Here is a 14,776-nt window from a genome sequence, read left to right as displayed (position 1 = left end):
GGGGTCGGACGCCGCCGGGAGGGCCAGGGCCGCCCGGGCAGCCGGTGGGCTCAGGAGGCGGGGCCGGCCTCGGAGACGCTGCCCATCAGCTCCGACAGGGAGCCGTTGAAGCGGGTGAGCAGCGCGGTGAAGGACTCGCGCTCCTCCTCGCTCCAGCCGTCGGTGACGCGCGCCATCAGCTCGCGGCGCGAGTGCCGGACCTCCTCCAGCCGGGCCAGGCCGCGCGGGGACAGGGCGAGGACCACGGCCCGCCCGTCCTCGGGGTGCGAGGTCCGCTTGACGAGACCGCTGTCCACGAGCGGGGCGACCTGCCGGGTCACCGTCGAGGAGTCGATGCCCATGCCGCACGCGAGCGCCTTGACGCCCATCGGGCCTTCCAGGTCGAGCCGGTTCAGCAGCAGGTACGCGGCGCGGTCCATCGAGTTGCGGGCCTGCCCGACCCCGCCGAGGCGGGTCTGCTCGGCGCGGCGCGCGAAGACGGCCACCTGGTGCTGGAGCGCGTCCAGGAGACCGGCGTCTGCGGGTGTCTCGGCCACCGCGGGCAGGTCGGAATTGGCCGGGTTGGAAGGCATGGCCGTGCTCTCTTCACGTGGGGCCGACAAGGATGGGGGACAGCGTACGCGGCCCCGCGGCGGCTCGTACGCCCCGTGGAAGAACTGATACGACCGGGACGAAGCCGGTACGGACGAACCCCGCGTACCCGTCCCGCATGGCCGGATTTCGCCCCTTGTACGTACTGTGCCGGGTCCGCCCCGGGCGCTCCCCGTGCGCTCCCCGGGCGGCGATCCGGGGCGTACGCCCCGATCCGCGCGGGCTGCGAGACTGGCCCCATGAACTACCGCGTGCCCCAGCCCGTCCCGCAGGTCATCCTCGACGACGTACGGGGGGCGCAGAAGATGCTCTCGGGCGTCTCCCGGGTCACGCCGATGGAAGGCAGCCGGCACCTCTCCGCGCTCACCGGCTCCCCCGTCCACCTCAAGTGCGAGAACCTCCAGCGGACCGGCTCCTTCAAGCTCCGCGGCGCCTACGTCCGCATCGCCGGCCTGCGCCCCGAGCAGCGGGCCGCCGGCGTCGTCGCGGCGAGCGCCGGCAACCACGCGCAGGGCGTCGCCCTGGCCTCCGCCCTCCTCGGCGTCCACGCGACCGTGTACATGCCGGTCGGGGCGCCGCTGCCGAAGGTCGCGGCCACCCAGGAGTACGGGGCCGACGTACGCCTGCACGGCCAGGTCGTCGACGAGACCCTCGCCGCGGCCCAGGACCACGCCGAGCGCACTGGTGCCGTCTTCATCCACCCCTTCGACCACCGGGACGTCATCGCCGGCCAGGGCACGCTGGGCCTGGAGGTCCTGGAGCAGTGCCCGGAGGTCCGCACGATCCTCGTCGGCATCGGCGGCGGCGGACTCGCCGCGGGCATCGCCGTCGCGGTCAAGGCGCTGCGCCCCGACGTGAGGGTGGTCGGGGTGCAGGCGGCGGGCGCGGCCGCCTACCCGCCCTCGCTGCGCGCGGGCCACCCCGTCGCGATCGACAGCCCGACCACGATGGCCGACGGCATCAAGGTGGGCCGCCCCGGCGACGTCCCCTTCCAGATCATCGGGGAGCTCCTCGACGACGTCCGCACCGTCACCGAGGACCAGCTCTCCAGCGCCCTGCTGCTGTGCCTGGAGCGCGCCAAGCTGGTCGTCGAGCCGGCCGGCTGCGCCCCGGTGGCGGCGCTGCTCGCCGAGCCGGAGCGGTACGCGGACGGGCCGGTCGTGGCCGTCCTGTCCGGCGGGAACGTCGACCCGCTGCTGCTCCAGCGGATCCTGCGGCACGGCATGGCCGCGGCAGGCCGCTACCTGTCGCTGCGGCTGCGGGTCGCCGACCGGCCGGGCGCGCTGGCGGGGCTGCTGGCGGTGCTGTCGGACACGGACGCGAACGTCCTCGACGTCAGCCACGTCCGCACCGACCCGCGGCTGGGGCTGGCGGAGGTCGAGGTGGAGCTGCACCTGGAGACGAAGGGCCCGGAGCACTGCGCGGCCGTCGCGCGGGCGCTGCACGGGGCGGGGTACGCGGTCATCGGCTGACCGGCGGCGCCGGGTTCGCCGGAACCGCGCGCGGGAAAGCCGCCGCCACCTTAGGCTTTGCGGGGGAAACGACCCTGTCCCGCTCCCCGTGGGGAGGACCTTCATGCCGGGCGCCATCTATGCCGAAGGCCTGGTGAAGACCTTCGGCGACGTACGGGCACTGGACGGCGTCGACCTCGACGTGGGCACGGTCCTGGGCCTGCTCGGCCCGAACGGGGCGGGGAAGACGACGGCCGTCCGCTGCCTGACCACCCTCCTGCGGCCGGATGCCGGCCGGGCCGTCGTCGCCGGTGTCGACGTCCTCAGGCATCCCGAAGAGGTGCGCCGCTCCATCGGCCTGTCCGGCCAGTTCGCGGCCGTGGACGAGTACCTCACCGGCCGCGAGAACCTCCGGATGGTCGGCCGGCTCTACCAGCTGGGCGCCCGGGAGGCGAAGGCGCGCGCGGACGAGCTGCTCGACCGCTTCCACCTCGCGGACGCCGCCGACCGGATCGCGAAGACGTACTCCGGCGGCATGCGCCGGCGCCTGGACCTGGCGGCCGCGCTCGTCGTCCGGCCGCCCGTGATGTTCATGGACGAGCCGACGACCGGCCTGGACCCGCGCAACCGCCAGCAGCTGTGGGACGTCATCCAGGAACTCGTGGCCGGCGGTACCACCCTGCTGCTGACGACCCAGTACCTGGAGGAGGCCGACCACCTCGCGCACGACATCGCGGTGGTCGACCAGGGCCGGGTCATCGCGCGCGGCACCTCCGACCAGCTCAAGGCGCGGACGGGCGGGGAGCGCGTCGAGGTCGTCGTCCACGACCGGGAGCGCATCGGCGACGCGCGGGCCGTGCTCGCCGGTTTCGGGGAGGGCGGCACGGCGTACGAGGAGCACACCCGCAGGCTGACGGTGCCGGTCTCCGGCGGCGCCCGGCTGCTCGCGGAGGTGATCCGCGAGCTGGACGCCCGCGGCATCGAGATCGACGACATCGCCCTGCGCCGACCCACCCTGGACGACGTGTTCATCTCCCTGACGGGCCACGCGGCCGCGTTGAACGGCGAAGGCGAAGGCGAAGGCGGCGGCCGGAACGACGGGAACGACGGGAACGACCGGACCGGCGCGGGCGGGAAGTGGTCGGAATGAGCAGCCTGGGCGACTCCCTGGTCATCGCGCAGAGGAACGTGCTGCGCCTGACCCGGATTCCCGAGATGGTCGTCTTCGGCCTGGTCCAGCCCATCATGTTCGTGGTGCTGTTCAGCTTCGTCTTCGGCGGCTCGATGATGATCGGCGGCTCTACGAGCGCCGCCGGCTACCGCGAGTTCCTGATGGCGGGCATCTTCGCCCAGACCGTCACCTTCGCCACGGCCGGCGCGGGCGCGGGCATCGCCGACGACATGCACAAGGGACTGATCGACCGCTTCCGCTCCCTGCCGATGGCACGCGGCGCGGTCCTCACCGGCCGCACCCTCGCCGACCTGGCGCAGACCACGCTCACCCTCGGGGTCCTCGCGATCGTCGCGCTGCTGGTCGGCTGGCGCATCCACGAGGGCATCCCGAAGGCGCTCCTGGCCTTCGCCCTCCTGCTCCTCCTCGGCTACGCCTTCTCCTGGATCGGCGCTCTGATCGGCCTGTCCGTCCGCACGCCCGAGGCCGCCACCTCCGGGGGGCTGATCTGGCTCTTCCCGGTGACCTTCGTGTCGAACGCCTTCGTGCCCACCGAGAACATGGCGGACTGGCTCCAGCCCATCGCCGAGTGGAACCCGTTCAGCGCGACCGTCCAGGCCTGCCGCGAACTCTTCGGCAACCCGGGCGTGTCGCCGTCCGACGCCTGGCCGATGGAGCACCCGGTGGCGGCGTCGGTGCTCTGGTCGGTGCTGATCGTCACGGTGTTCCGCACGCTGGCGGTGCGCAGGTACCGCCGCGCGGAGTGAGCCCGGCACCGGTACGCCGCAGCCCCCTCGGACGGACGTCCCGAGGGGGCTGCGGCATGCGGCCGGCGGCGGAGCTGCTGGTCAGCCGGTGCGGTCAGCCGGTGAAGGGCTTGACGTCGAGGATCTTGACCATGGCCGTCTTGCCGTTCGGCAGCTCGTAGCCGGCCTCCTCGCCGATCTTCTTGCCGAGCACGCCGGCACCGAGCGGCGACTGCGGAGAGTAGGTCTCGATGTCCCCCGACGCGTACTCGCGGGAGGCCAGCAGGAAGGACATCGTGTCGTCCTCGTCGCCGTCGAAGGCGATCGTGACGACGGTGCCGGGGGCGACCTCGCCGTCGCTGGCCGGGGCCGTGCCGACCTTCGCGTTCTCCAGCAGCTGCGTCAGCTGGCGCACGCGGAGCTCCTGCTTGCCCTGCTCCTCCTTGGCCGCGTGGTAACCGCCGTTCTCACGCAGGTCGCCCTCCTCGCGGGCGGCTGCGATCTTCGCTGCGATCTCCGTGCGGGCGGGACCAGAGAGGTAGTCCAGCTCGGCCTTCAGCTGGTCGTACGCCGCCTGGGTCAGCCAGGTGACGCTGTCGCTCGTCTGGGTCACGGGTGCTCCTCGTCGGTACAGGGGACTGCTTGTCCGCCGGTGGCGGGCGAAACCACGAGCCTAACAATTCGGGAAGAAAAGGGGGAGGACACCGTGTGTATGAAGTGTGTCATCGGGCCCGTGAGCAGGAAAGTGTCCGGACGGACGTCCGAACCGGGCCGCCTCCGGCAGCGGCCGGGCCACGGGGGCCGGCCCGCGGAGACGGCAGGGAAAGCGGCGACGGAAGGGGAAGCGGAGGCGTCAGGGGAGGCGGTGGCGGAGGCGGGGGCTCAGCCTGCGGAGCCGGCCGCCTGGCAGCCCACGAGCTCGACCGCCGTGGCGCGCGCCGTCGTCTTCAGCGACACCACCTCGTCCACCCGCGACGCCCGCTGCGGGAAGGCGAAGTCGGCCCGGCCCACCTCGCCGTGGCCGCGGTCCTGGGAGATCAGGGTGCACACCCCGGCGACCGAGGCGTCCTTGCGGACCTCCAGGTGCACCTGCACCTCGGAGTCCGACACCACCTGGAACTTGATCACCTCGGCGCTGACCGTCTGACCGGCTACGTAGTCCCAGCCGATCCAGCCGACCACGGCGAGCAGGCCGACCCCCAGCACCGAGCCGACGATCTTCAGCTTGCGGTCCGCACGCTCGTCCGCCGACCGGCCGTAGCGGCCCTCGGGCAGTCCCTCGCGCACCGTGCTCATGATCGTTCCTTCCGGGAGGCCGGGCGGGCGTTGGAATTTCCGGTCTCACCCCGGAATTTTTCCACCCCCCGGTTCGGTCACTATAGAAGCCGTCCGCCTGACGAATCACAGAGGATCCTGTCTTGACCGAGCAGCTGCGACTGATGGCCGTCCACGCGCACCCCGACGACGAGTCGAGCAAGGGCGCGGCCACGATGGCCAAGTACGTGTCCGAGGGGGTGCCCGTGCTGGTCGTGACCTGCACCGGCGGCGAGCGCGGCTCGATCCTGAACCCCAAGCTCCAGGGTGACAAGTACATCGAGGAGAACATCCACGAGGTCCGCGCCAAGGAGATGGAGGAGGCCCGCCAGATCCTCGGCGTCGAGCAGGAGTGGCTCGGCTACGTCGACTCCGGCCTCCCGGAGGGCGACCCGCTGCCCCCGCTGCCCGAGGGCTGCTTCGCCCTGGAGGACGTCGACGAGGCGGCCGGCCGCCTGGTGAAGAAGATCCGCGCCTTCCGGCCGCAGGTCATCACCACGTACGACGAGAACGGCGGCTACCCGCACCCCGACCACATCATGACCCACAAGATCACGATGGTGGCGTTCGACGGCGCGGCCGACACCGGGAAGTACCCGGAGGACGAGTTCGGCCCGGCCTTCCAGCCCCAGAAGCTCTACTACAACCAGGGCTTCAACAAGCCGCGCACCATCGCCCTGCACGAGGCGCTGCTCGCCCGCGGCATGGAGTCCCCGTACGGCGAGTGGCTGGAGCGCTGGAAGGAGTTCGAGCGCACCGAGCGGACGCTCACCACGCACGTGCCGTGCGCCGACTACTTCGAGATCCGCGACAAGGCGCTCATCGCGCACGCCACGCAGATCGACCCCGACGGCGGCTGGTTCCGCGTCCCCATGGAGATCCAGAAGGAGGTCTGGCCCACCGAGGAGTACGAGCTCGCGAAGTCCCTCGTCGACACCTCCCTCCCCGAGTCCGACCTCTTCGCGGGCATCCGGGAGAATGTCCCGTCATGAGCGCTACCCACGCAGCACTGACGCAGCTCCTCCCGCTCGCGGGCGACACCTTCGACAAGAACAAGGTGACCCCCGGCGTCCTGGGCTTCATCGTGTTCGCGGCCCTCGCCCTCGCGGTGTGGGGGCTGATGAAGTCGATGAACCGGCACATGGGCAAGGTCGACTTCCAGGAGGCCGCCGAGCCGGCACCGGCCGGTGCCTCCGGCGCATCCGGGGCGGGCGACAAGGCGGCATAGCGCCCTCCCGCCTGCGGCGTTCCGCCGCGGGCGCGCCCCCGCCGCCTCCCCGGCCCACCGGAGGGGCGGCGTCCGCGCACGCCCGCGCCCGCGCCGCCGGGCGGCGGCGTGCGGCCGGGGGCGGACTCCCGGCGCGCGCCGCGCACGGAACCGGCGTACGGCGTCCGCGCCACGGACGCGGCGGCGTGCCGCGGGCGCGCGGGGACGCCTGCCCCGGACGGGCCCGCCGGCCCGCGCAGCCGCCACCCCCGCCTGCCGCCACCGCGGCCGCCCCGCTGCCTCCCGCCCCGTGGCACGGCGGCGCAGCCGGCCTTCCCACCGGAGCGGCGGCCCCGGGGCGCGCGCCCGGTGTACGGGCCCGCGGATGCGCCCGGCGCAAGGCCCGGCGTACCGCGCCCGCGCCTGCCGCCCGCCCTCGGCGCCCGCGCCGCCTGCGGGCGGAGTGCCGGCCTGCACGTCCCGCGTCGGTCCCGGCTGCGGCACCAGGCCGTGCGGCTCCCGCGTGCGGGGTCGGCGTACGAAGGCCATGCCGCGGCGGCCCGCCTGAGCAGCCGGGGTGCGCGCCTCCGCAGGCGGTGCGGCGGCTGCCGCGTCAGGGCGCGGGGGGCATCGGGACGCCCATGACCTCCTGTGCGTGCAGGTCCGGGACCATCGACAGGCGCCACCCCTGCCACCCCTCCGCCGGGTCCACACCCCGCGCCAGGACCACCGCGTACGCCTCCAGGCAGTCCGCCAGCCGCCCATCCCGCACCGGGTGCGGGGCCCCCGACAGCCGCGCGAGCTCCGCCCGCGCCTCCTCCGCGCCGCCGCCGGGCGCCGCGTACGGCAGCAGCGTGCAGCGCATGAACCGCGCCCAGTCCTCCCCGCGCCGGTCCCCGTACGAGATGAACAGCCGGGCCGCCTCCTCGCACAGGTCCAGCGCCTGCGGCGTCCGGTCGTTGCCTGCGTCGACGACCGCCAGCTCCAGGCAGGTCCACGCCTCGCCGTGGGCCAGCCCGATGCGCCGGAAGTCCGCCCGCGCGTCCACCAGCAGCTGCCGGGCGAAGCCGGAGTTGCGGAGGCTGCCGGTCCGGGCCGCCCGCACGTCGCGCGTCACGCGCCCCGAGTGGTGCCGGGCGTGCGCCAGCCCGTACACGTCCCGCATCCGCGAGAACATCGTCCGGGCGCGTTCCAGCTCCCGCACGGCCTCGTCCGGCTCCCCGGCCTCCTCCAGTGCCTGCCCCAGGTAGTACAGCGTCCACGCCTCGCCGCGGGCGTCCTCCGCCTCCCGGTGCCGGGCCAGCGCCTCCCGGAGCCGCTCCACCGCCGGGCCCGGGTCGCCGTCCACCACCCGGGCCCGCCCCAGCTGCGTCATCGCCCAGGCCCGGCCGCGGTCGTCGCGGGTGCGCCCGTACAGGTCCAGCGCCCGGTGCAGCTCCTCCTCCGCCTGCGGGACCTCCCCGAGCCGCAGGTACACCTGCCCGAGCTGGAACTGCGCCCACGCCTCGCCGTGCACGCTCCCGTGCTCCCGGTGCAGCGCCAGGGAGCGCCGCAGCAGCCCGAGCGCCTCCGCCAGGCGGGCCGAGTCCCGCTCGACCGCCGCCAGCGCGTGCAGCGCCCACGCCCGGTCGCCCGCCAGCTCCGCCGGCTCCTGCAGCTCCAGCGCCTCCCGGATGCGGGCCGCGGCGTCCCGAAGCCGGCCCTGGTGGTGCAGCGTGATCCCGAGCGAGACCAGCGCCATGGCCGCCCCCGCGTCCTGCCGCGCCTCCCGGTACTGGTCCACCACCGACGACAGCGTCGTGCGGGCCCGGTCCAGCTCGCCGAGCTGGCGCGCCGCGATGCCCGTACGCCACTGCACCGACCGCACCAGACGGCCCTGGCCGGGCCGGCCCCGGCGGGCCGCCTCCACCGCCCGCGTCAGTTCGTCGATCTCCCCGAGCCGGTACAGGTCGCCGCGCAGCAGGCAGAAGTCGCACAGCGCGCCCAGCAGGTCGAGTACCGCCTGGAGGTCGTCGACGTCCCCGGCGTGGCGCAGGGCCGCCGTGATGAAGCTCGACTCCTCGTCCAGCCAGCGCAGCGCCGCCTCCAGCGAGGCGAAGCCGTGCCCGCCGAAGTGGCCGGAGCGTGTCGACGTCTGGCCGTCGACCATCCGGATCACCGTGTCCGCCAGCTGCGCGTAGTCGCGGATGAGGCGGCCGTGCGCCGCCGAGGCGCCCGCCCGGTCCCCGTCCGCCGCCAGGCGCGCCGCCGCGTAGGCGCGCACCGCGTCGTGCATGCGGAACCGCTCGCCCCGTACGTGGTCCAGGAGGCCGGCGCGGGCAAGCTCGTGCAGCAGCCGGGCGGCCTCGACCGGGCCGGTGCCGATCAGGGCGGCCGCCGCGGACGGGCCGAGGGAGGCCCGCCCGGCGAGCGTGAGCCGCCGCAACAGCCGCTGCCGGTCCTCGGGCAGCCGCCCGTACGCCCGGGCCAGCGCCCGCTCCAGCACCTGACCGGAGGGGCCCGCGCCTACGAGTACCGGGCCGGCGCCCCCGGGGGCGGTCCCGCCGGTGTCGGCGCCGGCGGGACCGTCGGCCGCCGCGGGTACGGCCCGGGCCCGGACCTCGGCCGCTCCGGCGGCGTCCTGGCCGCTGCCCGCGGCCGGTCTGCCGGCCGCTTCGCTCCCGGCGGCGGTCGCCGCGTCTGCGGCCTCGTCCCCGTGCGCCGCAGGAACGGCCGGGTGCCGGTCGGGGGTCGCCCCGGCAACGCCTCCCCTCGTGCGCTCGGGTGCCGCGGACACGGTCTGGCCTCCTGCTGCGGGGGCCCCGGCGGAGCCTTCGCCCCGGGCCCCGGGCACCCCGCCCGCGGCGGCGGGGGCCTTCCGCGGCGCGGCCGTGGGGGCCAGGGCGCGGAGGGCCAGGGGGAGGCCGGCGCCCAGGGCGACCAGTTCCGCCACGGCCGCGTCGTCCGGCCGGTCACCGGATCCGGCCCCCGCCCCCGCCCCGGCCCCGGCCGCGGCCCCGGCCGCGGCCGCGGCAGCGACTGCCCGGACCAGGTCCGCCGCCTCCGCGGCGGGCAGCGGCTGCACCGGCAGCTGATGGACCCATGCAGCGAGCCCCGGCAGCTCCAGCGGCTCCCGCGCCGTGACCAGCACCAGGCTTTCGGACCGCTCCGGCACGAGCGGACGGACCTGCTCCGCGTCCACCGCGTCGTCCAGCACCACGGTCACCGGCAGCCCCTGCAACTGCTGGTGGTACAGCTCTCCGAGCCGCCGCACCTGCTGCTCCGCGGACGAGCCCTCGCGGAAGAGCAGCTGCTCGCGCGGCGCGCCCAGCCGGTTCAGCAGGTGCAGCAGGGCCTCCCGTACCGGCAGCGGCGTCCGCCCGCCGGGCGAGCCGCCGCGCAGGTCCACCACGCACGCGCCGCGGAACTGGTCCCGCAGCGCGTCCGCCGCCCGCAGGGCCAGCGCCGTCCGGCCGACGCCCGGCCCGCCGTGCAGGACGACCACCACCGGCCGGGTCTCCGTACTGGCCCGCGCCGCCTGCACCCACTGCGCGATCCGGGCCAGTTCGGCCCGCCGGCCCGTGAACCCCGCGGCCGGCTCCGGGAGCTGCCCGAAGGACTGCTCCAGCACGCTGCGCCGCCGCGCCTGCGCACTGCGGTCGCCGCCGCGCAGCGGCGGTACCGCGGCCGCCGGCCGCGGTAGCCGGGGCGCGCGGGCCGCGGCCGCCACCGCGCGCTGCTGCTCCAGGAACGGCCGTATCCCGCGCACCTCAAGAGCCGTCAGCCACTTCAGCCGCAGCTGTTCGGGCCCGCCGGGCCGTCCCCGTTCGCCGGCCCGCCGGTTCGCGGCAGGCAGGTGCCCGGCCGTCACCTTCGCGACGGCCGCCGCCGCGCCCGCGACCCCGGTGACGGCCCCGGCGGTCAGCGCCGCCCCGACCGGGAACCCGAGCGACAGGTCCGCGCCGGCCGCGGCGGCCGCCGCCACCGCCGTCACCAGCAGCGCCGTCGAGGTGTTCTGCCGCCGGAAGGCCTCGCCGAGCGACTCCGCCCCGGCGTCCGAGGCGTCCAGCGCCCGTACGTACGCCTCGTACTCCTCGGCGGCGCTCGCCGCGAGGGAGTCCAGCGACTCCAGCCCGCGGGTCAGCAGCGCGGCCCTGTCGAACGGCGCCCCCGCACCGGCTGCCCGCCGGGCCTCTTCGTCCACGGCCCGCTCCAGCAGCCGCTCGGCCTCACCGCGATGGCTGTCCCGCATCGGCATCCCCTCAAGAGAGCTCCGGCAACGTGCCCCAAGTGTGGGACCGCACCCCCCGATGCGCGACACAACTTGAGCGAGATCAGAGCCAGTTGACCCCGCACCCGCCCCCACGGCGCATATATCCACGCCCGGCCCCCGCCGGCGCCCGCCCGCGCCCTACGGCGCCGTCGGCAGCGGCTTGGGCGGGTAGCTGCGCAGACCTCAGTGACCCGGTGGTGATCGAAATTGCCCGCCGGTGGCTTGCCTTCGCGGACCCCGAAACGCAGGCGAAGAAGGATGAGGCGCAGAAGGCCCTTGAGGCGGCCCAGCGGCGTGTGAAGAAGCTCGAAGACGACTTCTACGTGTACGGGAAGATGGATGAAGAGCGCTTCGAGGAGCTGAGTGACGGGCAGCGCGCCGTTATCGAGTCCACCACGGCAGCCCTTGAAGCGTTGGACGCGGAGGCAGACCTCTCGCCCCTTGCGCAGATCGGCATCCTGAGCGAGGCGTGGGAAGCGTCGGATACGGCGGACAAGCGGATGCTCCTGAAGTGCGCCCTTGGGGAAAAGGGCATCACGGTCAAACCCGCCCGGCGGCAGGGAGACCACACCCCGATCCTGGAGCGGCTCGAGTTCGACTGGCTGTCGAAGAAGGACACGGCCACCGGGAACTGAGTTCGACGCAACGCGGCTGAGTCTTCCGGACCGGCCTTGTCCGTTTTCGGTAGGCGATCTGCTCAGCAGACTCCGAGTGAGGGCGTCCACGCCCGGTGTGCCCGGACCGGCCCCGGTGCAGGTGCGCCTGACGGGCGATCCCGACGGGCGTACGGGCAGCCTCGGAGGGCCGGTGGATGCCGCCGCTGGGCGCCGGAGCGCCCGCGTGCGCCGACGGGTGCCCCACGGACCCGGAGGCGGGCGCCCGTCGTGCGTGCCCCGCGGGGCGTACTTCGGGCTTCCCCTGTTCGTCTGCGACGGGCAGTGGCGGCAGAGCGGTGCGGCACCTCGTCAGCGGGTCCGGCCGCGCGGGCACTGAGCAGACACCCTGCTGCCCCGTTCGTGCGCTGCCCCTGCTGTGGCGCATGGGCGGGGCGGAGGCGGGTGCGCAAGGATGGGGGCATGCCGAACCGACTTGCGCAGGCCACGTCCCCGTATCTCCTCCAGCATGCGGACAACCCCGTCGACTGGTGGCCGTGGGAGGTCGGCGCGTTCGAAGAAGCCCGGAGGCGCGATGTCCCCGTGTTCCTGAGCGTCGGGTACAGCGCGTGCCACTGGTGCCATGTGATGGCGCATGAGTCCTTCGAGGACGACGACACTGCCGCGTACCTGAACGAGCACTTCGTGTCCGTCAAGGTGGACCGTGAAGAGCGGCCGGACGTGGACGCCGTCTACATGGAGGCGGTGCAGGCCTCGACGGGGCAGGGTGGCTGGCCCATGTCCGTGTTCATGACGCCGGACGGGGAGCCGTTCTACTTCGGAACGTACTTCCCGCCGGAGCCCCGCCATGGGATGCCGTCCTTGCGGCAGGTACTCGAAGGTGTCCACAACGCATGGACGAGCCGACGCGACGAGGTGGGCGAAGTCGCCGCGAAGATCACCAAGGATCTTGCCGGGCGGGAGCTGAGTATCGAGTCCGCAGGGTTGCCCACCGACGAGACCCAGGCCCTCTCGCTCCTCCAACTGACCCGGGACATCGACACGGCGAGCGGCTGGTTCAAGGGAGACACCAAGTTCCCGCCGTCGATGGTGGTCGAGTTCCTGTTGCGCCACCACACGCGTGCCGGTTCCGTGGCGGCGCTGGAGATGGCAGAGGGGCTCTGCGGCGCGATGGCTCGTTCGAGCCTGTACGACCAGGTGGGGGGCGGCTTCCACCGGTACGTACTCACACCGAGGAGCGGTGGACCTTTGGTTCCGCACTTCGAGAAGATGCTCTACGACAACGCGCTGCTGTGCCGTGTCTACGCGCACCTGTGGCGGGCCACCGGGTCGGATCTGGCCCGGCGCGTGGCGCTGGAGACCGCCGACTTCATGGTGCGGGAGCTGCGCACCCCCGAGGGCGGTTTCGCCTCCGCGCTCGACGCCGACAGCGAGGACCCGCGGACCGGGAAGCCCGCGGAGGGCGCGTACTACGCGTGGACGCCCGCCCAGCTGGAGGAGGTGCTCGGCGCGGAGGACGGGGCGCTGGCCGCCGCCTGCTTCGGGGTGACGCAGGAGGGGACCTTCGAGCACGGCGCCTCGGTGCTCCGGCTCCCGCAGGACGGGCCGGTCGTCGACGCCGGGCGCATCGCCGGGATCCGGCAGCGGCTGCTCGCGGCGCGCGCGGCACGGCCCGCGCCGGGCCGGGACGACAAGGTCGTCGCCGCGTGGAACGGCCTGGCGGTCGCCGCGCTCGCCGAGTGCGGGGCGTACTTCGACCGGCCGGACCTGGTCGAGCGGGCCACGGAGGCCGCCGACCTGCTCGTACGGGTCCACTTCCGGGCGGAGGACGGGCGCGCCCCGCGCCTGGCCCGCACCAGCAAGGACGGGCAGGTCGGGGCGAACGCCGGGGTGCTGGAGGACTACGGGGACGTCGCCGAGGGGTTCCTGGCGCTGGCCGCGGTGACCGGGGAGGGCGTCTGGCTGGAGTTCGCCGGGTTCCTCCTGGACCTGGTGCTGGACCGGTTCACCGCCGGGGACGGCTCCCTGTACGACACCGCGCACGATGCGGAGCGGCTGATCCGCAGGCCGCAGGACCCGACCGACACCGCCGCGCCCTCCGGGTGGACGGCCGCGGCCGGCGCGCTGCTCTCGTACGCCGCGCACACCGGCTCGGAGGCGCACCGCACGGCGGCCGAGCGGGCGCTCGGGGTGGTGCGGGCGCTCGGCCCGCGCGCCCCGCGCTTCATCGGGCACGGCCTGGCGGTCGCGGAGGCGCTGCTGGACGGGCCGCGCGAGGTGGCCGTGGTCGGCCGGGCGGACGATCCGGCACGCGCGGAGCTGCACCGGGCGGCGCTCCTGGCGACGGCCCCCGGGGCGGTCGTGGCGGTCGGCGAGCCGGCGGCGGACGGCGGACCGGGCGCGGCCGACGGCGAGTTCCCGCTGCTGGCCGGGCGGACGCCCGTCGAGGGCAGGGCGGCGGCGTACGTGTGCCGGCACTTCGTGTGCGCGCGGCCCACGGCGGACCCGGCCGAACTCGCCGCGCAGCTCGGCGGGCCGGCGGGCTCCTGACCCGCCGGCGCCCCGCCCGTCCGGCGCCCCGCCCGTCAGTGCCGGTAGGCCGCCAGCGAGATGCCGACGTAGTGCGCGACGAACGCGGCCAGCGTCAGCGAGTGGAACACCTCGTGGAAGCCGAAGAAGCGCGGTGAGGGGTTGGGCCGCTTGATCCCGTAGATGACCCCTCCCGCGCTGTAGAGCAGCCCGCCGGCCACCACGAGGACGAGGACGGCTATGCCGCCGGCGCGCAGGAAGTCGGGCAGGAAGAAGACGGCCGCCCAGCCCATCGCGATGTAGCAGGGGGTGTAGAGCCAGCGCGGGGCGCCGACCCAGAAGACCCGGAAGGCGATCCCGGCCGCGGCCGCGATCCAGACCGCCCACAGCAGCGTCCGTCCGGTGGAGGGCGGGAGGAGCAGGACGGTCAGCGGGGTATACGTCCCCGCGATGATCAGGAAGATGTTGGCGTGGTCGAGGCGGCGCAGGACCGCCTCGCCGCGCGGCCCCCAGTTTCCGCGGTGGTACACGGCGCTGATCCCGAACAGCAGGCAGGCGGTGAGCACGTACACCCCGCACGCCACCCGGGCGCGCGTGGAGTCGGTGAAGGCCATGAGGGCCAGGCCCGCCACGACGACGGCGGGGAACATCCCTGCGTGCAGCCAGCCGCGCATCAGCGGCTTGGCCTCCGGCGCGGCAGCCGCCGCAGCGGCCTCCCGCACGACTGCGGCGTCAGAAGTCATGGTCCACATGCTACCTACGGGTCCGTAGGTTTCTCATGGTGTGCTTTACGGAAGATTGACGGGAGTGGCGATGCTCACGTGAGAGGCCCCCTGGACATATGCGCACACGCACCGGATGATCAGATGAGTGCGGTCGGCACCGGATGAGCGGAGCGCGA

General features: G+C 74.5%; 12 protein-coding genes. 7 read left to right on the top strand and 5 right to left on the bottom strand.

What is annotated here, in order from left to right:
* Nucleotides 1-50 precede the first annotated feature (50 nt).
* A complete protein-coding gene (locus MUK52_RS11460) occupies nt 51-572 on the bottom strand; it encodes a MarR family winged helix-turn-helix transcriptional regulator (protein WP_114053899.1) in 522 nt (173 codons plus the stop codon).
* A gap of 258 nt (nt 573-830) precedes the next feature.
* On the opposite strand from MUK52_RS11460, the gene ilvA reads away from it, so the two are divergent.
* The 3 genes from ilvA (at nt 831) to MUK52_RS11445 (ending at nt 3,980) form a co-directional block, all read left to right on the top strand.
* Nucleotides 831-2,063 (top strand): threonine ammonia-lyase, encoded by a 1,233-nt coding sequence (gene ilvA, locus MUK52_RS11455; protein WP_114053900.1) that lies wholly within the window; start codon nt 831-833, stop codon nt 2,061-2,063.
* Between the two features lie 103 nt (nt 2,064-2,166).
* Nucleotides 2,167-3,192: an ATP-binding cassette domain-containing protein gene (locus tag MUK52_RS11450; protein ID WP_284575879.1), complete on the top strand. Its 1,026-nt coding sequence runs from the start codon at nt 2,167-2,169 to the stop codon at nt 3,190-3,192.
* Complete coding sequence (locus MUK52_RS11445) at nt 3,189-3,980, top strand: ABC transporter permease (RefSeq protein ID WP_114053902.1); 792 nt, start codon at nt 3,189-3,191, stop codon at nt 3,978-3,980. Before MUK52_RS11450 ends, MUK52_RS11445 begins: the two co-directional genes overlap by 4 nt.
* 94 nt (nt 3,981-4,074) lie before the next feature.
* On the opposite strand, the gene greA is transcribed toward MUK52_RS11445, so the two are convergent.
* A complete protein-coding gene (greA, locus tag MUK52_RS11440; protein WP_114053903.1) occupies nt 4,075-4,572 on the bottom strand; it encodes a transcription elongation factor GreA in 498 nt (165 codons plus the stop codon).
* 269 nt (nt 4,573-4,841) lie between these two features.
* Nucleotides 4,842-5,255, bottom strand: coding sequence for a DUF4307 domain-containing protein (locus MUK52_RS11435; RefSeq protein ID WP_114053904.1), 414 nt, complete (start codon nt 5,253-5,255; stop codon nt 4,842-4,844).
* Between the two features lie 122 nt (nt 5,256-5,377).
* Here MUK52_RS11435 and mca point away from each other — a divergent pair, with 122 nt between their 5' ends.
* Nucleotides 5,378-6,265 carry a mycothiol conjugate amidase Mca gene (mca, locus tag MUK52_RS11430; RefSeq protein WP_114053905.1) on the top strand — a complete coding sequence of 296 codons (888 nt, stop codon included), beginning with the start codon at nt 5,378-5,380 and terminating at the stop codon, nt 6,263-6,265.
* On the top strand, nt 6,262-6,501 hold the full coding sequence (locus tag MUK52_RS11425; RefSeq protein WP_114053906.1) for a hypothetical protein: 240 nt from the start codon (nt 6,262-6,264) through the stop codon (nt 6,499-6,501). The genes mca and MUK52_RS11425 overlap by 4 nt, the downstream gene beginning before the upstream one ends.
* 592 nt (nt 6,502-7,093) lie before the next feature.
* On the opposite strand, the gene MUK52_RS11420 is transcribed toward MUK52_RS11425, so the two are convergent.
* Complete coding sequence (locus MUK52_RS11420; RefSeq protein ID WP_284575877.1) at nt 7,094-10,711, bottom strand: tetratricopeptide repeat protein; 3,618 nt, start codon at nt 10,709-10,711, stop codon at nt 7,094-7,096.
* Between the two features lie 215 nt (nt 10,712-10,926).
* Between MUK52_RS11420 and MUK52_RS11415 the strand changes: the two genes are divergently transcribed.
* Together MUK52_RS11415 and MUK52_RS11410 are read left to right on the top strand one after the other, a co-directional pair.
* Nucleotides 10,927-11,367 (top strand): hypothetical protein, encoded by a 441-nt coding sequence (locus MUK52_RS11415; RefSeq protein WP_284575876.1) that lies wholly within the window; start codon nt 10,927-10,929, stop codon nt 11,365-11,367.
* 441 nt (nt 11,368-11,808) lie between these two features.
* Nucleotides 11,809-13,896 carry a thioredoxin domain-containing protein gene (locus MUK52_RS11410; protein ID WP_284575875.1) on the top strand — a complete coding sequence of 696 codons (2,088 nt, stop codon included), beginning with the start codon at nt 11,809-11,811 and terminating at the stop codon, nt 13,894-13,896.
* A gap of 35 nt (nt 13,897-13,931) precedes the next feature.
* On the opposite strand, the gene trhA is transcribed toward MUK52_RS11410, so the two are convergent.
* Complete coding sequence (trhA, locus tag MUK52_RS11405; protein ID WP_114058439.1) at nt 13,932-14,618, bottom strand: PAQR family membrane homeostasis protein TrhA; 687 nt, start codon at nt 14,616-14,618, stop codon at nt 13,932-13,934.
* Between the last annotated feature and the right edge of the window lie 158 nt (nt 14,619-14,776).

The sequence above is a fragment of the Streptomyces sp. 2P-4 genome, assembly GCF_030167965.1.
Classification (GTDB): Bacteria; Actinomycetota; Actinomycetes; order Streptomycetales; family Streptomycetaceae; genus Streptomyces; species Streptomyces globosus_A.
This window is presented reverse-complemented; position numbering and strand designations above follow the sequence as displayed.